The following is a 24,446-nucleotide window of genomic DNA, read 5'->3' as shown; positions in this document are numbered from 1 at the left end:
TGCTCAGGCCTTCAACTTGTAGCCGAAGCCGCGGACCGTCTCGATCCGGTCCTGGCCGATCTTCGTGCGCAGCCGCTGCACATGGACGTCGACCACCCGTGTGTCACCGCCCCATCCGTAGTCCCACACGCGTTCCAGGAGCTTGTCGCGGGACAGTACCGTGCCGGGCGCGGCCGAGAACTCCAGCAGCAGCCGCATCTCGGTGGGGGTGAGCGACACCGGCCGCCCGTCGCGCCGCACCTCCATGCCCTCGGTGTCGATCTCCAGGTCCCCGAAGGACAGGACCCCGCCGTCGAGCCGGTCCGGCTCGGCCGAGGCGGGCCCCGCGGGACCGCTCGCGTGCCCGAAGCGCCGCAGCACCGCGCGGATCCGGGCCACCAGGACGGCGCCGTCGAAGGGCTTGGTGACGTAGTCGTCGGCGCCCGCCTCCAGGCCCAGCACCACGTCGATCGAGTCGGCCCGCGCCGACAGCATGATCACCGGCACGGTGGACTCGTCGCGGATACGGCGGCACAGGCTGACCCCGTCGAGACCCGGCACCATGACGTCGAGCAGCGCGATGTCGGGCCGGTCGGCGCGGAAGGCCTCCAGTCCCGAGAGTCCGTCGGGCATGGCGGTGACCGCGAAACCGTCGCGCTCCAGGGCGAGCTGCGTGGCCTCGCGGATGACGTCGTCGTCCTCGACGAACAGGACGTGGGTCTGCTCTGCCATCCCTCTGCTCTCAGTTCGCGTCGGGGGCGGGCGAGTCGGCGCCGCCCACCGCGTTGCTGTAGTCGTTGTGGATCCGGGACTCCACGGCGAAACGGCCCGCGGACCAGCCGTAGGTGATCACCTCTTCGCTGGAGGGGTACGACACCGGGTCGTCCTTCCCGTACAGCTGCTGGGTGACCACCAGGTCGCCGCGGTCGATCTCCGCGTACACCGGCGGCTCCTCGGCGCGGAAGACGTTGCGGTATCCGCCGTCCTCCGCGCGGTACACGTACGAGCCGATGCCGACCGCGTCACCGCAGGTCATCACGTTCACCACGATGTCGTCCGCGGATCCGCCGGTCAGGTTCCCGTAGGAGACGTCGACCGGGTACTCGTCGGCCACGCACGGCTTCAGGTCGCGCTTGACGGCCGCGCTGACCTTCGGGTCCTGGCGCACGAGCCGCACCGCGTCGACGCGCCCGCTGCGCCTGGACGGCGTGGAGGCCGGGGTGGTGGTGCTCGCGACCGAGTCGGCGCCCGCCGGACCCTCGTCCCGGGCGCCGGTGCCTCCGGTGGCGCACGCCGAGGCGAAAAGGGCGAGGGCGGCGATCACGGCCGACGCCGTCATCACCGCCTTGGTGGCCCCACCGGGCCCGGTGGCCCCTGAACCTAGGCCGCGCAACGCTCCCGCTCCTCACGTTCGAGCGCGCGGGCGCCGCGCTCCTCACGGTCCCGGCTCTCCAGCTCCTCGCGGAGCCGGGCCAGCGCCCGGTGCAGCGTGCTCTTGACCGTTCCGGCCGACATGCCGAGCGCGGCGGCCGTCTCCTCCGTGGACATCTGCTCCCAGTGTCGCAGCACGACGACACTGCGCTGCTTGGGAGCCAGCACCTTCATGATGTCCATCAGCAGGGCGCGGTCCGCGTGCTGCTCGGTGGCGTCGTCGACGCTCGCGTCGGGAAGCTGCTCGGTCGGCACCTCTTCGAGCTTGCGGGCCCGCCACCACTCGGTCCGCGTGTTGATCATGACGCGGCGCAGGTAGGCGTCGGCGAGCCGCTTGTCCGCTATGCCGTCCCAGCGGCCGTACGTCCGTACGAGCGCGGTCTGGAGCAGGTCCTGGGCGTCGACCGGGTCGGGGACCAGTCGGCGGGCACTGCGCAGCAGCGCGTCCTGCCGGGTGCGGACGTACTCCTCGAACTCGAGCACCTCTCCCTGCGCCATGCCGACCGCCTCCATCCCCGTTGCCGGCCCGTCTGCTGCCGGCTGTCCGTTGCCTGTGTGCCGCTGTCCCCGCGGTACGGGAATGAAGCTACGGAGGCGTTGTCACGGGGTTGTCCGAGGCAGCCTGCGGCGAGCGCTCGGCTGTACGTCGGTTGTGTAACGGATGTAGGAGAGGGGTAAGCGGGCGTGCCGGGTTGTCGGGATTGCGGGTGTTTTCGGCGGCCGGGTGCGTGTCACGGGGCCGCCGGGAGCTGTGGGTCAGCTGAGGGGCAGCCGGTAGAGGCCGCCCGCGACGGGTTCGACCAGCCCGTCGGAGACGAGGCCGTCCAGGGCGCGGGCGCGCTGCACCGGCTCGTCCCACACCCCGTCGAGCGCCGCCTGCGGCACGGGGGTCACGGCCTCCCGCAGCACCGCCAGCAGCCGCCCGCGGACCTGGCGGTCGGTACCCGCGTACGTCTGACCGCGGCGCGGCGGGCCCTGGTGCTCCGGCTTCCCGGCCAGCCGCCAGGCGCACAGCGCGGCGATCGGGCAGCGGTGGCACGACTCGTTCTTCGCCGTGCACACCAGCGCGCCGAGCTCCATGGAGGCGGCGGCCCAGCGCGAGGCCGTGCGCTCGTCCTCGGGGAGCAGGGCGCGGGCGAGCTTGCGCTCGGCGGCGGTCGTGGCGTTCGGCGGGTACTGGGTGCCGGCGACCGCGCGGGCGAAGACCCGCCGCACGTTCGTGTCCAGGACGGCGTGCCGCTGCCCGTACGCGAACGACGCCACGGCGGCCGCCGTGTACTCGCCGATCCCGGGCAGCGCCAGCAGCTGGGCGTGCTCGGCCGGTACGTCGCCGCCGTGCCGTTCCGTTATGGCGACCGCGGCGCCGTGCAGCCGCAGCGCGCGGCGCGGGTAGCCGAGGCGGCCCCAGGCGCGGACGGCCTCGCCGGGTGCCTCCTTGGCGAGGTCGGCGGGGCGCGGCCAGCGGGCCAGCCACTGCTCGTAGACGGGCAGCACGCGGTTCACCGGCGTCTGCTGCAGCATGAACTCACTGACCATCACGCCCCAGGGGCCGGCGTCAGGGCGCCGCCACGGCAGGTCACGGGCGTGCTCGTCGAACCAGTCGATGACCGGCTCGTGCAGGGATGCACCGGGAGCGCCGGGCGCTGCGGCCGACGGGGTGCTGGGCGTGGGCAAGGTGGGTGCAGTCATGACGTATCCGATCCTGCCACGGGCGGGCGCCCGGGCGCGGCCAGCCACGGGGGCGGGTCGTAAGACCTGACGATCGGCCGGGGCGTCCGGGTCCGGCCCGCCCGCGCCGCCGACGCCCGGCCGGCACGAGACCCCCGGGCCCGGGCGGACGGCCGCGGGGTGCCGGCGGGCACGGGCTCCACCCTCGTCCCCGCCCTCTTCTCGCAGGGTGTGACCGAGCCGGGGTGGACGGGGTCCTCTGCCGCCCGGTCCGGCACCCGCGCGCCGGGAGCGAGGGCACCTCGACGGCCGTGTCACCGCGCCGAGTTCGAGATCACGGAACGTGTCCGACACCCCGTTTTCGTCACTCCCCGCGATCAAGGACGGCCCGGTGGGGCGCGACTCGGCGCATACGGCGTCCCACCGGGATGATGATCCGGAAAAGTTGGTGCGCCGGGCGGCATGTGGGGCCGGGGAAGGCGGCGATCTCTCGTACAGTTTGCGCCGTGGGATCTCTGCGCAATCCGGTCGGGCCGCTTCCCTCCTCCATCTACTGGCGACGGAGGGCCGTTCTGCTGTCCGTGGTCGGCTTGTTGGCGCTGCTCATCCTGTGGGTGGTCACCAACGGCGGCGGAGGCGGGGGCGGCGACGGGGACGGCTCCAACGGCAAGAACCCGGCGCCCTCGATCACCCCGGGGCCCTCCAGCACCGGACCCGCCATCAGCCAACACCCCGGCGGGCGCGACGAGTCGAGCGGTACGGGCGACGGCGGCGACGGTTCCGGCGCGGACGGCGGCGGCTCGGGCTCCGGTGGCGGCGCGGGCTCGGCGGGGTCCGCCGGTGGCTCGGACGACGGGTCCAAGGGCGGGGGAGGCTCGGGCGGACAGCTCCCGGCCGGCTCCGGACTCCCCAACTGCACGCCCGGAGCGGTCAAGTTGACGGTGCGCAGCGTCCACAACACCTACGCGCCCGGTAAGAAGCCGGCCATCGAGCTGATCGCCAAGAACACCTCGTCCGGCGACTGCAAGGTCGATCTCGGCCCGAAGAACACCGTTCTGACGATCACTCAGGCGGGCAGCGACGACGCCTTCTGGTCCTCGAAGGACTGCCCCAAGGACTCCGGCAGCCTCCTCTTCCGCGTCCCGGCCGACGGGCGTGTGACGCACACCGTCGAGTGGGACCGCAAGGCGAGCGCCCCCGAGTGCGCGACGCCCCCGGCGGGTTCGGCGTCCGCCGGCACCTACCTGGTCGAGGCGAAGGCGCCGGGGCTGGCCAAGGCCCAGACGTCGTTCGTCCTGGAGAAGGACTGACGCAGGACCGGCGGAAACGGAGAACCCAGGGGCGTCTCGTCCCCTGGGTGACGTCCGCGGAGACCCGAAGGCTCAGACGTACCGCTCCAGGATCGAGGACTCCGCCAGCCGCGAGAGGCCCTCGCGGACGCTGCGGGCCCGCGCCTCGCCGACGCCGTCGACCGTCTGGAGGTCGTCCACGCTCGCGGCGAGCAGCTTCTGCAGACCGCCGAAGTGCTCCACGAGCCGGTCGATGATCGCGCCGGGCAGCCGGGGCACCTTCGCCAGCAGCCGGAAACCGCGCGGCGACACCGCGGAGTCGAGCGCCTCGGGAGAGCCGGTGTAGCCCAACGCCCGTGCCACCGTCGGCATTTCCAGCAGCTCCGCGTGCGACAGGGCGTCCAGCTCGAAGAGCGCCTCGTCCACCGTGCGCGAGCGCTTCGCGGTCGGCTCGGGCACGTAGTCCCGTACGACCAGCTCGCGCTCGGGCTCCACGCCGGCGATCAGCTCGTCCAGCTGGAGCGCCAGAAGCCGTCCGTCCGTGCCCAGTTCGACGACGTACTCGGCGATCTCGGTGGCGATCCGGCGCACCATCTCCAGGCGCTGGGCCACCGCCGAGACGTCCCGGACGGTGACCAGGTCCTCGATCTCCAGCGCCGACAGCGTGCCCGCGACCTCGTCCAGCCGGAGCTTGTAGCGCTCCAGCGTGGCGAGCGCCTGGTTCGCGCGGGACAGGATCGCCGCCGAGTCCTCCAGGACGCGGCGCTGGCCGTCCACGTACAGGGCGATCAGACGCATCGACTGGGAGACCGAGACGACCGGGAAGCCGACCTGCTTGGACACGCGGTCGGCGGTGCGGTGCCGGGTGCCGGTCTCCTCCGTGGGAATCGTCGGGTCGGGCACCAGCTGCACGCCCGCCCGCAGGATCTTGGTGATGTCCTTGTCGAGCACGATGCCGCCGTCGAGCTTGCACAGCTCACGCAGCCGCGTCGCCGTGAACTCGACGTCCAGCACGAAGCCACCGGTGCACATCGCCTCGACGGTCTTGTCGGACCCGAGCACGATGAGTCCTCCGGTGTTGCCGCGGAGGATCCGCTCGAGCCCGTCGCGCAGTGCCGTGCCGGGTGCCACGGCACTCAGTGAGGCGCGCATCAGGCCATCGGCACCGGAGCTCCCACCGGATTTTCCGGGAGCTGCTGCCCGGTCGTTGGCTGCCACTGCACTCCTCCGGTCGCAGGTTTCCGGTCGCCCTCGGTTCGTACGGACGGGCGAGACCTGGGCAAAGTCTACCGGCGCTCTTCGTCCTCCCGTGGGGCCTCTCTCCGACGGGAGCGCGGAAGGACGCGCAGGGCGTCGCCCATGTCGGCCACCTCGACCACCTTCATACCGGGTGGAATCCTGCCCGGATCGGCCGGTACGAGGGCGTGCGTGAAGCCCAGACGGTGCGCCTCGGCCAGCCGCCGCTGGACGCCCGTCACCCTTCTGACCTCGCCCGCGAGGCCCACCTCGCCGATCGCGACGAGGTTCTTCGGCAGCGGGGTGTCACTCGCCGCGGAGGCCAGCGCGAGCGCGATCGCCAGGTCCGCAGCCGGCTCCGAGAGCTTCACGCCGCCGACCGTCGCGGAGTAGATGTCCCGCTTTCCGAGGGCGGTGATCCGGCCCCGCTGCTCCAGGACGGCGAGCATCATCGACACCCGGGAGGTCTCAAGGCCCGACGTGGTGCGCCGGGGCGAGGGGATCTGCGAGTCGACGGTCAGCGCCTGGACCTCGGCCACCAGGGGGCGGCGGCCCTCCAGCGTCACCGTCAGACAGGTGCCCGGGACCGGTTCGGCGCGGCGGGTGAGGAACAGCCCGGACGGGTCGGCCAGGCCCGTGATGCCCTCGTCGTGCAGCTCGAAGCAGCCGACCTCGTCCGTCGTGCCGTAGCGGTTCTTCACCCCTCGGACCAGACGCAGTCGCGCGTGCCGGTCGCCCTCGAAGCTCAGCACCACGTCCACGAGGTGCTCCAGCAGGCGCGGTCCCGCGATCGCGCCGTCCTTCGTGACATGGCCCACCAGCAGCGTGGCCATCCCGCGGTCCTTCGAGGCGCGGATCAGGGCGCCCGCCACCTCGCGGACCTGGGCCATGCCGCCCGGGGCGCCGTCGATCTCCGGCGAGGCGACGGTCTGCACGGAGTCGAGGATCAGCAGCGACGGCTTGACGGCGTCCAAGTGGCCCAGTACCGCGGCCAGGTCGGTCTCCGCGGCCAGGTACAGGTGGTCGTCGATCGCCTTGATCCGGTCGGCGCGCGCCCGGACCTGGCTCGCCGACTCCTCACCCGTCACGTACAGGGTGCGGTGCTCGTCGCTCGCCGACTTCGCCGCCACGTCCAGCAGCAGCGTCGACTTGCCGACGCCCGGCTCGCCCGCGACGAGGACGACCGCGCCGGGGACCAGGCCGCCGCCGAGGACGCGGTCCAGCTCCGGTACGCCGGTGCTGCGCGCGGTGGCCTGACGGGCGTCGACCTGTCCGATCGGGACGGCGGAGGTGGTGACGCGGCCCGGAGCCGTCGTGCGGACCGCGGGGGCGCCGTACTCCTCGACCGTGCCCCATGCCTGGCACTCGGGGCAGCGGCCGAGCCACTTGGCCGTCTGCCAGCCGCATTCGGTGCAGCGGTAGGACGGCCGGTCCTTCGCGGTTTTCGTACGGGCAACCATGGGGGAAACCGTAGCCGAGGCCACCGACAGCGCCCTTTTCACGGCTGGGACGCCCGGGCTGGGGCGGGTGTGGACGGGGTGCCGCCGGGAACGCCGTCGAGGGCGTGTTCGTACGGCGCGACGCTCGTGCGCCGCGGCCCGCGCGGGTGCCCCTTGATCGCCGCCCGTGAGGGTGTGGGCCATGGGATACGGGCCTGCTGTCCCCTTATGAGGGATCGTTTCACCCGTACGGATTAAATGTGCTCAAGGGGGAGGAAGGGGCCACCACTCGGCGCCTACGGTCGCGAGGGTGATGAGCAGCAGTCCGGAGACCTCCACGCACACCACCGGCGCACACCGGGCGCACCCAGACGCGCGCAAGCGGGGGGCCGTGTCCCGCGCCGCGTCGAGCCGCACCCTGACGCACCGTCCTCCCGCGCGCTACGAGCCGTATCTGGACGGCCTGTTCACGTACTGCCTGTCCGTGCTCTGCGACCACGACGCGGCGACCGCGGCGCTGGGCGACGTCCTGGTGCTGGCCGAGCGCCGGGGCGCGCGGGGGCCGGACTCCGCGGACGACCGCAGGGCCTGGCTGTACGCGCTCGCGCGCTGGGCCTGTCTGCGCAAGCTCGCCGAGACCCGGCGCCGACGGCAGGCGGCCCACGCCGCGGGCCGGCGCGCGCCGAGGGAAGGCGGCCCGCAGGGAGGTCCGCGGGGCGGTCACAAGGAGGCCGCCGACCGGCGCGCGGCCGAGGCGGTGAGCGCCTCCGCCGTCTCCGAGGAGGTCCAGCGGCAGCGCCGCCGCGAACTGGCCCTGCTGGCCTGGCCGGAGGCCGCCGGGACCACCCCGGAGCAGCGGGAGGCGCTCGAACTGGCCGTCCGGCACCAGCTCGCCGCCCACGAGGTCGCCGCGGTGCTCGGCATGGACCTGGCCGCGGCGCGGGAACTGCTCGCCGCCGCGGCCTGCGAGGTGGAGCGCACCCGCGCCGCGCTGGCCGTCGTGGAGACCGGGGCCTGCCCGAGCGTGGCCCGCCTCACCGGCGACAACCAGCTCGTCCTGAGCGCCACCCTGCGCCGCGAACTCGTCCGGCACGTCGACGACTGCCCGCGCTGCCGCCGTACCGCCGAGCGCGCGGTCCCCGGCGCCTGGCCCGGGACCAGCGTCACCCCCGCCGCGCTCCCCGTCCTGGAGGCCCCGCGCGCGAGCCTGCACCTGGCGATGGCGCACGTGCCGCGCGCGCGGAGCCACGGCCCGCGCTTCGACCGCCGCGGCTTCCCGATGGACCCCAAGGACCACGCCGCGCGCAGGGACCGGCTCCGGGCGCGCGCCGTGACGACGACGGTGGTCGCCACGGTCGTCGCCGCGCCCGTCCTCGCGCTCTGGGCGGCGTACCGGGGCGCGCCGCTCACCGGGGAGGGCGCGGACGGCCGCCCGGTCACGGCGAGCGAGGTGCACGGCCCCGACGGACTCGGGAGCGACGAGACCGGCTACGAGAACGCGGGCAACGCCAGCACCAGGCCCGACGGCCGGTTCGGCGACGGCGACGGCTCGTCCGACGTGTCCGTGGAGGTCGTCAGCGCCAAGACCGGCGGGAAGAAGGGCGCGGGGCAGCTCGCGGTGACGGCCGGGAACACCGGCGACACGACGCTCATCACGCTGACCGCGTCCGGGAGTTCACCGGTGCGCTGGTCGGCGTCCACCGCGGCCCCCTGGCTCTACCTGAGCCAGTCCTCCGGGACGCTCAGGCCGGGCGAGTCGCTGACGGTCCGGGTGTACGTCGACCATCTGCGCGAGCCCGTCGGCGCCTGGACCGCCCGGGTGGCGATCGCCCCGGCGGGAGCGGTGGTCACGATCTCCGGGTACGGCGACGCCGGCCCGTCCGACCCCGATCCGCGCCCGAGCCACCCGACGCCGTCCGCCCCGGGTCCCCGGCCGAGCGACCCGACGCCCTCGGACCCGCATCCGACACCGGGGAACCCGAGCCCGAGCGACCCGACGCCGACGCCCAGCGGCTCGGCGAGCCCGGACCCGTCGCCGTCGAGCGGCGAGCCGAGCCCGTCCTCGTAGGGGCGGGACTCAGCCCACGGGGTCCGCGGGGTGCGGAGCGATCAGGGGGAGCTGGGAGGCCAGGCGCTGCTCGCAGAGCTCGACCAGCCGGTCGTACCCGGCCTTGCCCATCAGCTCGACGAGCTCCGGGCGGTACGAGACGTAGACGGGGTCGCCGGCGCCGTGCGCGGAGGTCGCCGAGGTGCACCACCAGTGCAGGTCGTGGCCGCCCGGACCCCAGCCGCGCCGGTCGTACTCACCGATGGAGACCTGGAGCACACGCGTGTCGTCGGGCCGGTCGATCCACTCGTACGTCCGGCGCACCGGGAGCTGCCAGCAGACGTCCGGCTTGGTCTCCAGCGGCTCGCGCCCCTCCTTGAGCGCCAGGATGTGCAGCGAGCAGCCCATGCCACCCTCGAAGCCGGGCCGGTTCTGGAAGATGCACGAGCCGTTGTACGGCCGGGTCTGGCGCTCGCCGTCCTCGTCCTCGGACACCCAGCCGCTCGTGGTGCCGATGTCGTGGTGCTGCCAGATGTCCGGCGTGAGGCGTGCCACGTACCCCGCGACGCGCTTCTCGTCGTCCTCGTCGGAGAAGTGCGCGCCCAGCGTGCAGCACCCGTCGTCCGCGCGGCCCGCCTGGATGCCCTGGCAGCCGCTCCCGAAGATGCAGTTCCAGCGGGAGGTCAGCCATGTCAGGTCACAGCGGAACACCTGCTCGTCGTCGGCCGGATCCGGGAATTCCACCCAGGCACGGGCGAAGTCGAGCCCCTGTTCGTCCGCCTTCTTCGGGGACTTCCGGGACTTGGGCGCCTTCGCCTGCGAAGGCTCCTTGGCGGATTTGTCGGGCTTCGCCTTTTTCGTCTTTGGCACCCGTCCAGGGTAAGTCGCCGGAAGCCGCTCCGGGGACTGCCACCCGTGCGGCGGGCAGTAGCGTTCCGTACATGAGACTCGGTGTCCTCGACGTGGGTTCGAACACGGTGCATCTGCTGGTGGTGGACGCTCACCCCGGCGCGCGCCCGCTGCCCGCGCACTCGCACAAGGTGGAGCTGCGGCTCGCGCAACTCCTCGACGCGGACGGTGCGATCGGCCCGGAGGGGGTCGACCGGCTGATATCCGTCGTCAAGGAGGCCATGCAGGCCGCCGAGGACAAGGGCGTCGAGGACCTGCTGCCGTTCGCGACCTCGGCGGTGCGCGAGGCGAGCAACGCGGACGACGTCCTGACGCGCGTGCACACCGAGACCGGCGTCGAGCTCCAGGTCCTCACCGGCGCCGAGGAGGCCCGGCTCACCTTTCTCGCCGCCCGCCGCTGGTTCGGCTGGTCGGCGGGGAAACTGCTCGTCCTGGACATCGGGGGCGGGTCCCTGGAGATCGCCTACGGGATGGACGAGGAGCCGGACACCGCGGTGTCGCTGCCGCTGGGGGCGGGGCGGCTGACCGCCGGGTGGCTGCCCGGGGACCCGCCGGACCCGGCCGCCGTGAAGTCGCTGCGCCGGCATGTGCGGGCGCAGATCGCCCGTACGGTCGGTGAGTTCACCCGGCTCGGGGCGCCGGACCACGTGGTCGCCACGTCCAAGACCTTCAAGCAGCTGGCCCGCCTGGCCGGCGCCGCCCGCTCCGCCGAGGGGCTGTACGTCCAGCGCGAGCTGAAGCGGGAGTCGCTGGAGGGGTGGGTGCCCCGCCTCGCCGGGATGACCACGGCCGAGCGTGCCGAGCTCCCGGGTGTGTCCGAGGGACGCGCCGGGCAGCTCGTCGCGGGGGCGTTGGTGGCCGAGGCGGCGATGGATCTGTTCGGTGTGGAGACGGTCGACATCTGCCCGTGGGCGCTACGAGAGGGCGTGATCCTCCGCCACCTCGACCACATGCCCCCCACGTAACCCCCCAAGGTGACCAACGTCACCTCCCCACCCGGCCGCAGCCCACGAACCCTCGTCACCTGCCCCGGCGTCGAGGGGCACCGAAACGGTGTGCCGCCTGGGTGGGCCCCCTGTCCCCCCGTACATCCAGCACCGGCGCTGCGACCGAGGCCAAGGTGGGACGGCGAGCCCGGCGCCAACAGGGAGCCGCCTGCGCCCACCCTCCCCCACTCTCGGCTCCGCTCGAGCGGGGGCCCCCATCGCCCCAGCGGCACCATTGCCCGCAGCTGGGGCGGGCGGCCCGCCGGCGCCAGCCGGGTGGGTGGGCGCCACCCCTCGCCGCACGCCCGTCCGCCAGGTGGCGCCGCCCACCGGCCCGCACCGGAGCCCCCGGGCCCGCGCCCCCGCGGCTCGGCCCCCCACGGCCCGCAGTCGCGATCGCACCGAAGGGGCCGTGCCGGTACATCAAATGGCCGTCGAGACGGGGACGTACCCGACCGAGGAACGCTGGTGACGGACGCCGACATCAACTACCGACGGCCGGATGTACCGGCACGGCCCCGACCCACCCACCGGACCGAAGGCGACCGACGCCCACAGAACGGCACCGGCCGGACTCCGCCCCCGCCCCCCACCCGGGCCGCTCGCGCCCCGTACCCTGTCCCTCGTGGCAGAACCAGTGGTGCGCATCCCGGATGCGAAGGTCGCGCTGTCCACGGCCTCCGTGTATCCGGAGTCCACGGCGACGGCCTTCGAGATCGCCGCGCGCCTCGGCTACGACGGCGTCGAAGTCATGGTCTGGACGGACCCGGTCAGCCAGGACATCGAATCCCTGCGCAGACTCAGCGACTACCACCGCATCCCGATCCTCGCCGTCCACGCCCCCTGCCTGCTGATCACGCAGCGCGTCTGGTCCACCGACCCGTGGACCAAGCTCCAGCGCGCCCAGGCGGCCGCGGAGAAGCTCGGCGCCGGCACCGTGGTCGTGCACCCGCCCTTCCGCTGGCAGCGCCAGTACGCGAAGGACTTCGTCGACGGCATCTGGCGCATGGCGAACGAGACGGACGTCCGCTTCGCGGTCGAGAACATGTACCCCTGGCGCTACCGCGACCGCGAGATGCTGGCGTACGCACCCGACTGGGACGTGACGAAGGAGGACTACCGTCACTTCACCATCGACCTCAGCCACACCGCCACGGCCCGCACGGACGCCGTACAGATGATCGACCGCATGGGCGACCGCCTCGGCCACGTGCACCTCGCCGACGGCAACGGCTCCAACAAGGACGAGCACCTGGTCCCGGGCCGCGGGACCCAGCCCTGCGCCGAGGTGCTGGAGCGCCTCGCGACCACCGGCTTCGACGGCCACGTCGTCATCGAGGTCAACACCCGCCGCGCGATGTCCAGCGCGGAGCGCGAGGCCGACCTCGCCGAGGCCCTCGCGTTCACCCGCCTCCACCTGGCCTCCGCGGTCCGGGTCCCCCGGTCGTGAGCGCGGCGACCCCGGCCCCCCGCCGCCGCGGACGCCCCTCCCGTACGGAGACGGCGGCGTCCCCGGCCACGAGGGAGGTCATCCTCGCGGCGGCGAGGGAGGAGTTCTCCGAGCGGGGCTACGAGAAGACGTCGGTACGGGGCATCGCCAAGACGGCCGGCGTCGACCCGGCGCTGGTGCACCACTACTTCGGCACCAAGGAGCAGGTCTTCGAGGCGGCCGTGGCGGTCGCCTTCGCGCCCGCCCTGGAGGCACCGAGCACCGTCGAGGAGGGCCCGCTGGAGGGCGTGGGCGAGCGCCTGACCCGCTTCGTCTTCGGTGTCTGGGAGAACCCGGCGACGCGTACGCCACTGCTGGCGATCGTCCGTTCGGCGGTGAACAACGAGTCCGCGGCGGCGGTCTTCCGGCGCCTGATCGCCACCCAGCTGCTGCGCCGCATCGCCCGGCAGCTGGAGGTCCCGGACCCGGAGCTGCGGGCGGAACTGGCGGCGGCGCAGCTGGTAGGGGTCGCGATGCTGCGGTACGTGATCAAGGTGGAGCCGCTGGCGTCGGCGGACCCGGAACAGGTCATCGCGAGGATCGCCCCGGTGGTCCAGAGCCACCTCACGAGCCCCTGACCAGGTTCGCACCCCACACCGCGCCCCACCCACCCCCGCACCTCCCGAGCCTCACACCCCGAGCCTCACACCCCGAGCCCCACACCCCCGAGCCCCGTCCCCACACCACCAGAGCACCCCCGCCCTAGCCCCACCCCCCGAACCCCACCCGCCACCCATAACCGCCCGCCGAGACACCCATCCCGCATTCCGGACACCCCGTCCGGATCCTGGAGCACGGGCGTAGGCTCGACGGCAGTCATTACTCTCCGAAGGAGCGAGCGACGATGCCCGAGCTGAGGTCCCGCACAGTCACCCACGGCCGCAACATGGCGGGCGCACGCGCCCTTATGCGCGCCTCCGGTGTACCGGGCGCGGACATCGGACGGAAGCCGATCATCGCGGTCGCCAACTCGTTCACGGAGTTCGTGCCGGGCCACACGCACCTCCAGCCGGTCGGCCGGATCGTCAGCGAGGCCATCACGGCCGCGGGCGGCATCCCCCGGGAGTTCAACACCATCGCGGTGGACGACGGCATCGCGATGGGCCACGGCGGCATGCTGTACTCGCTGCCGTCCCGCGACCTGATCGCGGACAGCGTCGAGTACATGGTCGAGGCGCACTGCGCGGACGCCCTGATCTGCATCTCGAACTGCGACAAGATCACCCCCGGCATGCTGATGGCCGCCCTGCGGCTGAACATCCCGACGGTCTTCGTCTCCGGCGGCCCGATGGAGTCCGGCCGCGCGACCCTGGTCGACGGCACCGTCCGCACGCTGGACCTCGTCGACGCGATCTCGGACGCGGTGAACGACAAGATCTCGGACGAGGACATCCTCCGTATCGAGGAGAACGCCTGCCCGACCTGCGGCTCCTGTTCCGGCATGTTCACCGCCAACTCGATGAACTGCCTCACGGAGGCCATCGGCCTGTCCCTGCCGGGCAACGGCTCGGTGCTGGCCACGCACACCGCCCGCAAGGGCCTGTACGAGGACGCCGCGCGCACGGTCATGGACGTGACCCGCCGCTACTACGAGCAGGACGACGAGTCGGTCCTGCCGCGCAACGTCGCCACCCTCGCGGCCTTCGAGAACGCGATGGCGCTGGACATCGCCATGGGCGGCTCGACGAACACGATCCTGCACCTGCTGGCCGCGGCCCAGGAGGCGGGCGTCCCCTTCGGCCTGGAGGAGATCAACGAGGTCTCGCGCCGCGTGCCCTGCCTCGCCAAGGTCGCGCCGAACGTCGCCAAGGACCGTACGTACTACATGGAGGACGTCCACCGCGCGGGCGGCATCCCGGCCCTGCTGGGCGAGCTGCACCGGGCCGGCCTCCTGAACGAGGACGTGCACTCGGTGCACAGCCCGTCGCTGTCGGACTGGCTGAAGACGTGGGACGTGCGCGGCGGCTCCCCGTCGCCGAAGGCCGTCGAGCTGTGGCACGCGGCCCCCGGCTGCGTCCGCTCCGCCGAGGCCTTCTCCCAGTCGGAGCGCTGGGAGGCCCTGGACGAGGACGCGGAGAACGGCTGCATCCGCTCGGCGGAGCACGCGTACTCCAAGGACGGCGGTCTGGCGGTCCTGAAGGGGAACCTGGCCGTGGACGGCTGCGTCGTGAAGACGGCGGGCGTCGACGAGTCGATCTGGACGTTCGAGGGCCCGGCGGTCGTCTGCGAGTCGCAGGAGCAGGCCGTCGAGAAGATCCTGAACAAGCAGATCACGCACGGCGACGTGGTGGTCATCCGCTACGAGGGCCCCAAGGGCGGTCCCGGCATGCAGGAGATGCTCTACCCGACGTCCTTCCTCAAGGGCCGGGGACTGGGCAAGACCTGCGCGCTGATCACGGACGGCCGTTTCTCCGGCGGCACGTCGGGCCTGTCGATCGGGCACGCCTCGCCCGAGGCGGCGTCCGGCGGCACCATCGCCCTCGTCGAGGACGGGGACCGCATCCGGATCGACATCCCGAACCGCTCGATCGAGCTGCTCGTCTCCGACGCCGACCTGGCGGCCCGCCGCGAGGCGCTGAACGGCGTGTACGCGCCCGTCGGCCGTGAGCGCAAGGTCTCCGCCGCGCTGCGCGCCTACGCGGCGATGGCCACGAGCGCGGACAAGGGCGCCGTCCGGGACGTGTCGAAGCTCGGCTGACGCCCCGGATCCGGGCCACGCCCGCCACAAGGTCCACGTGAAGGGGGCCGCTCCTCGGGGGAGCGGCCCCCTTCACGTATCTCGGTGCCCGCCGCCTTCCCAGCCGTCGGCCCGGAGCCGCCCCCAGCCGCAACGCACCCTGCTTACGAGCCACCGCACCGCACCACGGAGGCGCAAAGCCCCCGAAGCGCGCCCCCGAACGTCCCTGGAACGCGCCTCCGAAACGCCCGCGGAGGCGCCCCTCACCACCCCGCCGGATCGCCTCCCGGCACGGCGAACACGGTCCCGTCCGGTGCGCCGGCGAAGACGCGGCCGCCGCCCACGGAGGGCGCCGGGAGCTGGGCGACGACCCGGTCGGAGTGGGCGCCGAGCCGGATCGAGGTCTGTCCGACGAGCCGGCCCACGCGGGCGTCCACGGCGAGCAGCCGCCCGTCCGCTGAGGTGAAGTACACGTGCTGGGCGTCGGCGACCGGCATGGAGCCCCGGCTCACGGACGTCTCCAGCCGCCACCGCTGCTTCAGCGTGTCCAGGTCGACGGCGACCATGCCACCGCCGGTGGCCAGCAGGTAACCGGTGTCGCCGCGCACGGCGGCCTGGGCCTGCGGGAGCGCCACGGCGAGGGGGACCCGGCGCGAGGCGTCGGTGCGGGGGTCGTACCTGACGACGGCGTTCGTCTCGCCGTTCAGGTCGGCGGCGGTCAGGACGAGCGCGCCCCGCCGCGTGCCGACCGGCGTCAGCTGGCCGTCCAGCCGGGTGTCCCAGCGCACCTCGCCGGTCGCCGGGTCCACCGCGGTGACGTGCGTACGCGATCCGTCGGCCGCCAGGCTCGTGGCGTACGCGGGCCCGTTGCCGGGGAAGGAGACGACGGACGGCGAGAGGTGCCCGGGCAGCCGGTGGCTCCAGCGCTTCTCTCCCGAGGCGCCGTCGAGCCCGGTGAGCGTCCCGTCGGCGCCGGTGAGCAGGACGGTGCCGCCCGCGTGCCCCACCCCGTTGTACGCCGAGAGGTCCAGCTTCCAGCGCGTCCTGCCCGTGGCGGGGTCGAGCGCCTCCAGCCGCCGACCCTCGTGCGTCACGGAGTGCACCAGCCCGCCCGACACGGCCGGCGGCGGCACGGGGCCTCCCGGCTCGCCGGAGGTGCCGTCGCGCTCCTCGGAGGGGTGCTGCCACATCACCCGGCCGTCGGCCGGGTCGAGCGCGGAGACCAACCCCGGCTGGGCGCAGAACAGTTGCTTGGAGGCGTAGGCGCACTGAGGCGTCCCGAAGGGCTCACCGGAGACGGGGGCCGCACGGGAGCCGTCGGGCCCGTCGGCGCCGGACGGATCGGTTCCGCCGCTGCCGGACGGGTCGGCCGCGGGCCTGCTGTCCCAGGCCTCGACGACCGTCGACGCGGACTGGGGCCGGCCGTCGGACGGAGCACCGCCGTCCTCGACGAACAGCTGGTGCGAGACCAGGCCACCGGCCACGGCCAGGGCGACGGCCCCGGCGACGAGGAGCAGTCTCCGCCGCCCCGCGAGTCCACGCGCCAGGCCGGCCCGCGGCTCACCCCGCCGAGGCGGGCCGCCACTCCCCGGACCGCCGCTGCCCGCACCTCCGCCGTCCGCACGCGAACCCAGCTCACCGAGCCTCCCCGCCCCGGAGCCCTCAGCGCCGAACGCCCCCGCACCGAATCGCCAGTCGTCGGCGTCGGCGTCGGCGTCGGTGTCGCCGGTGCCGGCCTCCCGCGAGCCGTCCGCCGGACCGTCCGCGCCCGTCGGGCTCGACGGCATCGCGCGCTGGGCCGGTATGAACGCCTGGGTGTCGTACGAGGCGGCCACCGAGCGCAGTTCCCGCATGAGTTCGTCGGGGGTGGGCCGGTCCTCCGGCTCCTTGGCCAGGCAGCGCGCGACGAACGGCGCGAGGTTCTCCGGCACTCCGGTCAGGTCGGGCTCGTCGTGCACGACCTGGTACGCGACGACGTACGGGCTGTCCGAGTCGAAGGGGCCGCGGCCGGTCGCCGCGTGCACCATCACCGACCCGAGGGCGAAGATGTCCGCCGCCGGTCCCACCTCCCGCGGGCGCCGGAACTGCTCGGGCGCCATGAAGGGCGGGGTGCCGATCAACTTGCCGGTCTCGGTGCGCAGTTCGCTGTCCGATGGCCGGGAGATGCCGAAGTCGATGACCTTGGGGCCGTCGTCGGCGAGCAGGACGTTGCTCGGTTTGAGGTCGCGGTGCACGACGCCCACCCGGTGGATGTCCCGCAGGGCCTCGGCGAGTCCGGCCATCAGGCGGCGCAACTGCCCGGTGGGCATGGGCCCGTTCCGCTTCACGTGCTCGGCGAGGGTCGGCCCGGGGATGAAGAGGGTGGCCATCCACGGGCGCCCGCCGTCGGCGTCCGCGTCGACGACGGGCGCGGTGAACGCGCCGCTCACCCGGCGCGCGGCGGCGATCTCCTGCCGGAACCGGCCCCTGAACTCGGGGTCCCTGGCGAACTCGGCGTGCACGACCTTCACCGCGAGCCGCAGCCCCGACTCACTGCGCGCCAGGTGCACGACGCCCATACCGCCCGACCCGAGGCGTTCTTCCAGGTGGTACTGACCGGCGTACTCGGGAAGTTCCGCTTCCGCATCCGCTCCGGTGTTCCGCTGTGGCGCCATGGACCCACCCCCGTGCTGTTCGTCCGCGCGCGCGACGCACGGAGCCTAGTCGATGCTTCGTGCGATACAGAGGCGGCTTGCTAGCCTCCGCGTGCGACAGGTGAACATCTGTGCCTGGCGTGATGTCGACGGCGTCCGTGAGGCGCGTGCGACGTCCCATGTCAGATTCAACGGGGGAGGCCTTCATGGCTGTTGACCGCATCGAGAGCACCGAAGAGGAGAGCGCGTCCACGACGGCGGCCGCGAACACCACGGCGGCCGCGAGCACGATGGCGGCGGCGCTCACGTACTACCCGATCGCACCTGGGACCACGGTGAACGTCCGCAGCGGCCCCGGCACCTCGTACCGCATCGTCCGGGTCCTGCCCGAGGGCTCCCGGGTGGCGATCTTCTGCCAGCGTCCGGGCGAGACGATCAGCGGCCCGTACGGCACGACGAACATCTGGGACAACATCGCGAGCGGCGAGTACGTCTCGGACGCGTACGTGAGGACCGGCAGCGACGGGTACGTCGCCCCGCGCTGCGGCTGAGCACCGGTGGGCGGGGTTCGCGGGGTACCGGGTCGCCGGGGCGATAATCGTCGCGTGAGTGACGAGACCGGTACCCCCGCGGGCCCCCAGCCCGAGCCCATCCGTTTCTTCGGGACGACGTGGGTGGAGCACGACGGCGGCTACGCGGCCCGCCGGGCCGGCGTGGCCGCCGGCGCGGCCCGCCGGGCCGGCGTGGCCGCCGGCTCCCTGGCCGCCGCGGTCGCCGCCTGCTTCGTCCTGCGCTTCGCCTACCAGGGCCTCGCGATCGCGGACGTCGGCCGGCTGGTGACGCTGCTGCTCGTGGTGATGTTCGCGGTGTGCAGCGCGCTCGCGTTCCGCCACACCCTGGAGACGTTCTCCAAGCGCCCCGACCCCGACCGGCAGGCCTCGCTGCGCGGGCTTCTCGCGATCGGCTTCATCGGCTCGCTCCTCGCCTACTTCCTCCGCTCCCTCACCGAGGCCCCCGGCGAGCGGCTGCACTGCGAGGAGTTCGAGGCGGCCCGCACCCAGTACGAGCGCCGCTCCAAGCGCCGTACCCGCAACCCCTCCAAGAAGCGGACGGGCTGACCACCCCGCCCGTCCACCGCGACGGACGGCAAAGCACCTCCCACTCGCGCCCCACCCCGGTCACCATGGCCGTATGGCCGCCCCCGCACACGACTCGGACCGCGACGCGAACCCCGCAGCCCCGGCCCGCCCCCCTGCGCACCACATCCGGGCGCACTCCTTCAACGCCGCCGCCGCGCAGTACGCCGCGAGCCGCCCCTCCTACCCGCCCGCCCTCCTCGACGCGGTGGAGGACCTGGCGGGCCGCCCCCTCGCCGGCTCCCGGGTCGTCGACGTCGGAGCGGGTACGGGGATCGCGACCACGCTGCTGCGCGAGAGGGGCGCGGACGTGGTCGCCGTCGAACCCGGCGCGGGCATGGCGGCCGAATTCCGCCGCACCCTTCCCGACGTCCCGCTCGTACGCGGCGACGGCAACGCGCTCCCGCTCGCCGACGCCTGCGCCGACCTCCTCACCTACGCGCAGGCCTGGCACTGGACCGACCCGGCCCGGGCGGTACCGGAGGCGATGCGCGTACTGCGCCCCGGCGGCGCCCTCGCGCTGTGGTGGAACATGGACGCGCAGGACGTCCCGTGGATCGCCGCCCAGGCGGACCGGGTGGAGCGCCGCTTCGGGGCCGGCATCGGCAAGAAGAGCGGCGGCGGCCCGCGCGCCGAGCTGGCGTTCACCGGCGCGCCGCGCGTCCCCGACTTCGGTCAGCGCCGGGTCCGCTGGAGCCGCACCGTCCCCCTCGACACCCACCTCGCCAACATCGGCAGCCACTCCCTCTTCCTGGTCCTCGGCGAAGAGGGCACCGCGGCCTTCCTCGCCGAGGAGCGCGCCCACCTCCTGGAGGTCTTCCCGCACGGCCAGGTCGAAGAGGTCTACGACGTCATGCTGATCGTCGCCACCCGCCCCTGACCCCGTACGCACCTCCGGCGCGAGCCCGGACACCGCGGACCCGTACGCCCGTACGCCCCGCCCGTCCCGCACTCGCGCCCGTGCCCGCAGCCCCTGCGCGCCCAGGCGACTCGACCCCGCACACGCGCTCCCGCCCCTGACCCCGCCCAGCCCGCCGGCCCTCCCGAGCCCCGGTCTCCGCGCGCCCTCCGCCGTGCGGACCCCGGGGCTCGACGCACTCCCGCCCCCGGTGACCGAGCGCATCACCCGTCGAACACCCGTCCCCGGCCTTGACGCCCGAGCCCCCGGAGGCGCGATAATCAGCACATGATGAATATCGGCCCCCGTCCGCCCGACGGCACCCCCGGCACGCCGTCGCCGGACGACGTCTCCGCCCCCGCCGTCCGCGCCGAGGGACTCACGGTCGTACGCGGCACCCGCACGGTCCTGCGAGGGCTCGACTTCGCCGTCCCGCGCGGCCAGATCACCGGGTTGCTCGGCCCCTCCGGCTGCGGCAAGTCGACCCTGATGCGCGCGGTCGTAGGCACCCAGGCCAAGGTGTCCGGCACCCTTGAGGTCCTGGGTCGCCCCGCGGGCGACGCCACCCTCCGCTCCCGGATCGGCTACGTCACCCAGGCCCCCTCGGTCTACGACGACCTGTCGGTCCGGCAGAACCTCGACTACTTCGCCGCGATCCTCGACCCGGGCCGGGCCGCCGCCGACCGCCGCCACGAGCGCGTCAGCCAGGCCGTCGCCGAGGTGGACCTCACCTCGCACGCCGACTCCCTGGCCGGCAACCTGTCCGGCGGCCAGCGCAGCCGGGTCTCCCTCGCCGTCGCCCTCCTCGGCACCCCCGAACTCCTCGTCCTCGACGAACCGACCGTCGGCCTCGACCCCGTGCTGCGCCGCGACCTGTGGAACCTGTTCCACTCCATCGCCGCCGACCGCGGCGCCACCCTCCTCGTCTCCTCGCACGTCATGGACGAGGCCGAGCGCTGCCACCGGCTGCTCCTGATGCGCGAGGGCGAGATCCTCGGCGGGGGCACCTCCCGGCCGGAGGACGGCGGAGAGACCCCCGACGCCCTGCGCGAGCGCACCGGCTCCGACACCGTCGAGGCCGCCTTCCTCCACCTGGTCGACGAGGCGGTCGCCGCCGGTAAGAAGTCCTCGACACCCGTTCCCGCCACCCAGGCCCGGAACGGCGACCGGCCCCGCAAGGAGACCGCCCGATGAGCACGACGACCGACACCCGCCCCGGCACCGGTCCGGCGACCCGCCCGAGCGCCCTGAACCTCTCCCGCACCACCGCGACCGCGACCCGCGTCCTGCGCCAGCTCCGCCACGACCCCCGCACCATCGCGCTGATGGTCCTCGTCCCGTGCGTGATGCTCCTGCTGCTGCGCTACGTGTTCGACGGCAGCCCGCGCACCTTCGACTCCATCGGCGCCTCGCTGCTCGGGATCTTCCCGCTGATCACGATGTTCCTCGTCACCTCCATCGCCACCCTGCGCGAACGCACCTCCGGCACCCTCGAACGCCTCCTCGCCATGCCCCTCGGCAAGGGCGACCTCATCGCCGGCTACGGCCTCGCCTTCGGAGCCGTCGCGATCGTCCAGTCCGCGCTCGCCACCGGACTCGCCGTCTGGATCCTCGGCCTGGACGTCACCGGCTCACCCTGGCTGCTCCTGCTGGTCGCCCTGCTCGACGCGCTCCTCGGCACGGCCCTCGGCCTCTTCGTCTCGGCCTTCGCCGCCTCGGAGTTCCAGGCGGTCCAGTTCATGCCGGCGATGATCTTCCCCCAGCTCCTCCTCTGCGGCCTGTTCACCCCGCGCTCCGAGATGCACCCCGCCCTGGAAGCCGTCTCCGACGTCCTCCCCATGTCCTACGCCGTCGACGGAATGAACGAGGTCCTCAGGCACACCGACCTGACGGCCACCTTCGTCCGCGACGTCCTGATCGTCGCGGGCTGCGCCCTGCTGGTCCTGGGCCTCGGCGCCGCCACCCTCCGCAGGCGAACCTCGTAGCAGGGGCCGCGACCCCGGCGCGCGTCCCGCCCAACGGACGGCGAAGCCCTCCCGGCACCCCGGGTGCGAGGATGGACCCCGGACGACGCACCCTCGGGAGGGCACCCGCACATGAGCCAGAAAGTCGCAGTCCTCGGCACCGGCAAGATCGGCGAAGCGCTGCTCAGCGGCATGATCCGAGCCGGCTGGGCGCCCGCCGACCTGCTGGTCACCGCCCGCCGCCCCGAGCGCGCCAGGGAACTCCACGAGCGCCACGGCGTCACCCCGGTCGGCAACGCCGAGGCGGCCAAGACCGCGGACACCCTCATCCTCACGGTCAAGCCGCAGGACATGGGAAGCCTCCTGGACGAACTCGCCCCGCACGTCCCGGTCGACCGCCTCGTCATCAGCGGCGCCGCGGGCATCCCCACCTCGTTCTTCGAGGAGCGCCTCACCCGGGGCACCCCCGTCGTCCGCGTCATGACGAACACCCCCGCGCTGGTCGACGAGGCGATGTCCGTCATCTCCGCCGGCAGCCACGCCACCGCCGAGCACCTCGCCCACGCCGAGGAGATCTTCGGCGCCGTGGGCAAGACGCTCCGCGTCCCGGAGTCCCAGCAGGACGCCTGCACCGCGCTCTCCGGCTCGGGACCCGCGTACTTCTTCTACCTGGTCGAGGCCATGACGGACGCCGGCATCCTGCTCGGCCTGCCCCGCGACAAGGCCCACGACCTGATCGTCCAGTCCGCGATCGGCGCCGCCGTGATGCTCCGCGACAGCGGCGAGCACCCCGTGAAGCTCCGCGAGAACGTCACGTCCCCCGCGGGCACCACGATCAACGCCATCCGCGAGCTGGAGAACCACGGCGTGCGCGCGGCCCTCATCGCCGCGCTGGAAGCGGCCCGCGACCGCAGCCGCGCCCTCGCCTCCGGCAGCAGCTGACGCCGCCGGGGCCGGGGGACGCCCCCGGCCCCGGATCCAGCACCGGCCCCGGCTACCCGGCCGCAGGCAGCAGCCCGATCGCCCGGTACGCCGCGTCCACCGTCGGCCGCGCCAGCTCCCTGGCCCGCTCCGCACCCCGCCGCAGCACGTCGTCCACGTGGGCGGGATCCGCGCACAGCGCCTGGTGCCTCTCCCGCACGGGCCGCAGCACCTCGACCACCGCCTCGGCGGTGTCCTTCTTCAGCGCGCCGTACGACCGGTACTCCCCGCTCAGCGCCTCGGGGCTCCCGCCGGTGCAGCTCGCGAGGATCTCCAGCAGGTTGGCGATCCCGGGCTGCTTCTCCCGGTCGTACGCCACATCCTGGCCGCTGTCCGTGACGGCCCGCGCGACCTTCTTCCGCACGGTGTCGGGCTCGTCGAGCAGGTACACGATCCCGGGCCCGGAGTCGTCGCTCTTCCCCATCTTCGACAGCGGTTCCTGGAGGTTCATGACCCGCGCCGCGACCTCGGGGCGCGTGGCCCGCGGCACCACGAACGTGTGCCCGTACCGCTGGTTGAAGCGCACCGCGAGATCACGCGTCAGCTCGACATGCTGGGTCTGGTCGTCCCCGACCGGCACCTCGTCCGTCCCGTACGCCAGGATGTCCGCCGCCATCAGCGCGGGATACGTGAGCAGCGACAGCCGCACACTCCCGCCCCGCGCCCGTTCCCGGGCGGCCTTCTCCTTGTACTGGATCATCCGTCGCATCTCCCCGTCGGTCGCGACGCACTCCAGCAGGTACGACAGCCGCGTGTGCTCGTCCACATGACTCTGTACGAACACGGTGCACAGCTCGGGATCCAGCCCCGACGCCAGCAGCAGCGTGGCCGCCTGCCTGCTGAGTCTGCGCACGCGCGCCGGATCGTGGTCCACGGTCAGCGCGTGCAGGTCCACGACACAGAACAGGGCGTCGGCCCGGTGCTGGTCGACCTCGGCCCACCGGCGCACGGCCCCCAGATAGTTCCCCAGCGTCAGATGCCCGGTCGGCTTGATCCCGCTGAAGATGCGCGTCATCTCTCCACCTCCTGGTCGAGACCGCCGCGTCCGCCGGCCGGTCCTCCCGGAGGGAGACACAAAAACGGCCGCCGAGGCGGCGGCCGTTGGGTGCATACGTGAGCACGGCCGCCCTCAGGCGGCCCACCACTGCTGGGTGCACGCATGCGTAGTCATGGGTCGAGCGTACGCCTGCGAGCCGCCCTGAGGAGCGGAGTTGACACGCCTCCACCCCCTACGTAATGTTCTCCGGGCTGTCCGACGTGAGCGCCGACTCCGGTCGGTCCCCGGACAGCCATTCCGCAGCAAGCACTCAACGAACGACGTTCAGTCGTCGCGTTGTTTCCATGCGCGTTTGCGAAATGAGGAATCCGCGTTCGAAAGGACGCCGGCCCGATTAGCTCGGGAGCCGAGATTCCGCTAAAGTCTCACTCGTCGGAACGGCCCGAAAGCCGTGAGGACAAGCCCCCTGACTGGGAATCAGGCCCGAAAGGATCTGATAGAGTCGGAACCGCCGGAAAGGAAAACGCGAAAGCGAAAATCTGGAAAGCACCGAGGAAATCGGAACTGGAAACGGTCTGATAGAGTCGGAAATGCAAGACCGAAGGGAAGCGCCCGGAGGAAAGCCCGAGAGGGTGAGTACAAAGGAAGCGTCCGTTCCTTGAGAACTCAACAGCGTGCCAAAAATCA

21 protein-coding genes are annotated in these 24,446 nt (G+C 73.2%); 12 read left to right on the top strand and 9 right to left on the bottom strand.

Going from position 1 to position 24,446, the window contains the following annotated elements; all coding sequences use genetic code 11:
• Positions 1 to 3: 3 nt before the first annotated feature.
• The 4 genes from cseB to ACZ4VA_RS25175 form a co-directional block, all read right to left on the bottom strand.
• Positions 4 to 711 (bottom strand): two-component system response regulator CseB, encoded by a 708-nt coding sequence (cseB, locus tag ACZ4VA_RS25190; protein WP_355784774.1) that lies wholly within the window; start codon positions 709 to 711, stop codon positions 4 to 6.
• A 10-nt stretch (positions 712 to 721) separates the two neighbouring features.
• Positions 722 to 1,318: a hypothetical protein gene (locus ACZ4VA_RS25185; protein ID WP_356242078.1), complete on the bottom strand. Its 597-nt coding sequence runs from the start codon at positions 1,316 to 1,318 to the stop codon at positions 722 to 724.
• A 41-nt stretch (positions 1,319 to 1,359) separates the two neighbouring features.
• Positions 1,360 to 1,908: a SigE family RNA polymerase sigma factor gene (locus ACZ4VA_RS25180; RefSeq protein ID WP_355784780.1), complete on the bottom strand. Its 549-nt coding sequence runs from the start codon at positions 1,906 to 1,908 to the stop codon at positions 1,360 to 1,362.
• A gap of 258 nt (positions 1,909 to 2,166) precedes the next feature.
• Entirely contained in the window at positions 2,167 to 3,099 is a 933-nt protein-coding gene (locus tag ACZ4VA_RS25175) for an HhH-GPD family protein (protein ID WP_355784783.1), read from the bottom strand.
• A gap of 485 nt (positions 3,100 to 3,584) precedes the next feature.
• On the opposite strand from ACZ4VA_RS25175, the gene ACZ4VA_RS25170 reads away from it, so the two are divergent.
• The gene (locus ACZ4VA_RS25170) at positions 3,585 to 4,388 is read left to right on the top strand and encodes a hypothetical protein (protein ID WP_468082554.1); all 804 of its coding nucleotides are present in this window, start codon (positions 3,585 to 3,587) and stop codon (positions 4,386 to 4,388) included.
• Between the two features lie 72 nt (positions 4,389 to 4,460).
• Here the strand turns inward: ACZ4VA_RS25170 and disA are convergent, their stop codons facing one another.
• Positions 4,461 to 5,585 carry a DNA integrity scanning diadenylate cyclase DisA gene (gene disA, locus ACZ4VA_RS25165; protein WP_355783725.1) on the bottom strand — a complete coding sequence of 375 codons (1,125 nt, stop codon included), beginning with the start codon at positions 5,583 to 5,585 and terminating at the stop codon, positions 4,461 to 4,463.
• Positions 5,586 to 5,653: 68 nt separating this feature from the next.
• Complete coding sequence (radA, locus tag ACZ4VA_RS25160) at positions 5,654 to 7,063, bottom strand: DNA repair protein RadA (RefSeq protein ID WP_355783722.1); 1,410 nt, start codon at positions 7,061 to 7,063, stop codon at positions 5,654 to 5,656.
• Between the two features lie 292 nt (positions 7,064 to 7,355).
• On the opposite strand from radA, the gene ACZ4VA_RS25155 reads away from it, so the two are divergent.
• Positions 7,356 to 9,110 carry a BACON domain-containing protein gene (locus ACZ4VA_RS25155; RefSeq protein WP_468082553.1) on the top strand — a complete coding sequence of 585 codons (1,755 nt, stop codon included), beginning with the start codon at positions 7,356 to 7,358 and terminating at the stop codon, positions 9,108 to 9,110.
• 9 nt (positions 9,111 to 9,119) lie between these two features.
• On the opposite strand, the gene ACZ4VA_RS25150 is transcribed toward ACZ4VA_RS25155, so the two are convergent.
• Entirely contained in the window at positions 9,120 to 9,959 is an 840-nt protein-coding gene (locus ACZ4VA_RS25150; protein WP_355782435.1) for a DUF3109 family protein, read from the bottom strand.
• Positions 9,960 to 10,030: 71 nt separating this feature from the next.
• On the opposite strand from ACZ4VA_RS25150, the gene ACZ4VA_RS25145 reads away from it, so the two are divergent.
• From ACZ4VA_RS25145 to ilvD, 4 genes are all read left to right on the top strand, one after another.
• The gene (locus ACZ4VA_RS25145; RefSeq protein WP_355782438.1) at positions 10,031 to 10,963 is read left to right on the top strand and encodes a Ppx/GppA family phosphatase; all 933 of its coding nucleotides are present in this window, start codon (positions 10,031 to 10,033) and stop codon (positions 10,961 to 10,963) included.
• A gap of 646 nt (positions 10,964 to 11,609) precedes the next feature.
• Positions 11,610 to 12,434 (top strand): sugar phosphate isomerase/epimerase family protein, encoded by an 825-nt coding sequence (locus ACZ4VA_RS25140; RefSeq protein WP_355793991.1) that lies wholly within the window; start codon positions 11,610 to 11,612, stop codon positions 12,432 to 12,434.
• Entirely contained in the window at positions 12,431 to 13,051 is a 621-nt protein-coding gene (locus tag ACZ4VA_RS25135; RefSeq protein WP_355793992.1) for a TetR/AcrR family transcriptional regulator, read from the top strand. Before ACZ4VA_RS25140 ends, ACZ4VA_RS25135 begins: the two co-directional genes overlap by 4 nt.
• Before the next feature lie 266 nt (positions 13,052 to 13,317).
• On the top strand, positions 13,318 to 15,171 hold the full coding sequence (gene ilvD, locus ACZ4VA_RS25130) for a dihydroxy-acid dehydratase (RefSeq protein WP_356173808.1): 1,854 nt from the start codon (positions 13,318 to 13,320) through the stop codon (positions 15,169 to 15,171).
• Between the two features lie 242 nt (positions 15,172 to 15,413).
• On the opposite strand, the gene ACZ4VA_RS25125 is transcribed toward ilvD, so the two are convergent.
• A complete protein-coding gene (locus tag ACZ4VA_RS25125; protein ID WP_468082552.1) occupies positions 15,414 to 17,804 on the bottom strand; it encodes a serine/threonine-protein kinase in 2,391 nt (796 codons plus the stop codon).
• A gap of 185 nt (positions 17,805 to 17,989) precedes the next feature.
• Between ACZ4VA_RS25125 and ACZ4VA_RS25120 the strand changes: the two genes are divergently transcribed.
• From ACZ4VA_RS25120 to proC, 6 genes are all read left to right on the top strand, one after another.
• Positions 17,990 to 18,334: an SH3 domain-containing protein gene (locus ACZ4VA_RS25120; RefSeq protein ID WP_355787882.1), complete on the top strand. Its 345-nt coding sequence runs from the start codon at positions 17,990 to 17,992 to the stop codon at positions 18,332 to 18,334.
• A gap of 54 nt (positions 18,335 to 18,388) precedes the next feature.
• The gene (locus ACZ4VA_RS25115) at positions 18,389 to 18,901 is read left to right on the top strand and encodes an EamA/RhaT family transporter (RefSeq protein WP_468082551.1); all 513 of its coding nucleotides are present in this window, start codon (positions 18,389 to 18,391) and stop codon (positions 18,899 to 18,901) included.
• A gap of 73 nt (positions 18,902 to 18,974) precedes the next feature.
• Positions 18,975 to 19,799 carry a class I SAM-dependent methyltransferase gene (locus ACZ4VA_RS25110; protein ID WP_389390587.1) on the top strand — a complete coding sequence of 275 codons (825 nt, stop codon included), beginning with the start codon at positions 18,975 to 18,977 and terminating at the stop codon, positions 19,797 to 19,799.
• 306 nt (positions 19,800 to 20,105) lie between these two features.
• On the top strand, positions 20,106 to 21,011 hold the full coding sequence (locus ACZ4VA_RS25105; protein ID WP_388904790.1) for an ABC transporter ATP-binding protein: 906 nt from the start codon (positions 20,106 to 20,108) through the stop codon (positions 21,009 to 21,011).
• Positions 21,008 to 21,802, top strand: a complete 795-nt coding sequence (locus ACZ4VA_RS25100) for an ABC transporter permease (protein WP_468082550.1) — start codon at positions 21,008 to 21,010, stop codon at positions 21,800 to 21,802. The genes ACZ4VA_RS25105 and ACZ4VA_RS25100 overlap by 4 nt, the downstream gene beginning before the upstream one ends.
• 111 nt (positions 21,803 to 21,913) lie before the next feature.
• Positions 21,914 to 22,723, top strand: coding sequence for a pyrroline-5-carboxylate reductase (proC, locus tag ACZ4VA_RS25095; protein ID WP_356173820.1), 810 nt, complete (start codon positions 21,914 to 21,916; stop codon positions 22,721 to 22,723).
• Positions 22,724 to 22,775: 52 nt separating this feature from the next.
• Here proC and trpS read toward each other — a convergent pair whose 3' ends face one another.
• A complete protein-coding gene (trpS, locus tag ACZ4VA_RS25090; RefSeq protein WP_356173823.1) occupies positions 22,776 to 23,777 on the bottom strand; it encodes a tryptophan--tRNA ligase in 1,002 nt (333 codons plus the stop codon).
• Between the last annotated feature and the right edge of the window lie 669 nt (positions 23,778 to 24,446).

This window comes from Streptomyces sp. NPDC028308 (assembly GCF_055565855.1).
Note: the sequence above shows the minus strand (reverse complement) of the source record. Positions and strands in the feature narration are given on the sequence as shown.

Excerpts from the sequence above, each read along its gene's own strand:
- ACZ4VA_RS25155 (WP_468082553.1), top strand. The coding sequence starts at position 7,356 with ATGAGCAGCAGTCCGGAGACCTCCACGCACACCACCGGCGCACACCGG.
- ACZ4VA_RS25175 (WP_355784783.1), bottom strand. The coding sequence starts at position 3,099 with ATGACTGCACCCACCTTGCCCACGCCCAGCACCCCGTCGGCCGCAGCG.
- radA (WP_355783722.1), bottom strand. The coding sequence starts at position 7,063 with ATGGTTGCCCGTACGAAAACCGCGAAGGACCGGCCGTCCTACCGCTGC.
- ACZ4VA_RS25185 (WP_356242078.1), bottom strand. The coding sequence starts at position 1,318 with ATGACGGCGTCGGCCGTGATCGCCGCCCTCGCCCTTTTCGCCTCGGCG.
- trpS (WP_356173823.1), bottom strand. The coding sequence starts at position 23,777 with ATGACGCGCATCTTCAGCGGGATCAAGCCGACCGGGCATCTGACGCTG.
- ACZ4VA_RS25145 (WP_355782438.1), top strand. The coding sequence starts at position 10,031 with ATGAGACTCGGTGTCCTCGACGTGGGTTCGAACACGGTGCATCTGCTG.
- ACZ4VA_RS25110 (WP_389390587.1), top strand. The coding sequence starts at position 18,975 with ATGGCCGCCCCCGCACACGACTCGGACCGCGACGCGAACCCCGCAGCC.
- proC (WP_356173820.1), top strand. The coding sequence starts at position 21,914 with ATGAGCCAGAAAGTCGCAGTCCTCGGCACCGGCAAGATCGGCGAAGCG.
- ACZ4VA_RS25125 (WP_468082552.1), bottom strand. The coding sequence starts at position 17,804 with ATGGCGCCACAGCGGAACACCGGAGCGGATGCGGAAGCGGAACTTCCC.
- ilvD (WP_356173808.1), top strand. The coding sequence starts at position 13,318 with ATGCCCGAGCTGAGGTCCCGCACAGTCACCCACGGCCGCAACATGGCG.
- ACZ4VA_RS25120 (WP_355787882.1), top strand. The coding sequence starts at position 17,990 with ATGGCTGTTGACCGCATCGAGAGCACCGAAGAGGAGAGCGCGTCCACG.
- ACZ4VA_RS25180 (WP_355784780.1), bottom strand. The coding sequence starts at position 1,908 with ATGGCGCAGGGAGAGGTGCTCGAGTTCGAGGAGTACGTCCGCACCCGG.
- cseB (WP_355784774.1), bottom strand. The coding sequence starts at position 711 with ATGGCAGAGCAGACCCACGTCCTGTTCGTCGAGGACGACGACGTCATC.
- ACZ4VA_RS25100 (WP_468082550.1), top strand. The coding sequence starts at position 21,008 with ATGAGCACGACGACCGACACCCGCCCCGGCACCGGTCCGGCGACCCGC.
- ACZ4VA_RS25105 (WP_388904790.1), top strand. The coding sequence starts at position 20,106 with ATGATGAATATCGGCCCCCGTCCGCCCGACGGCACCCCCGGCACGCCG.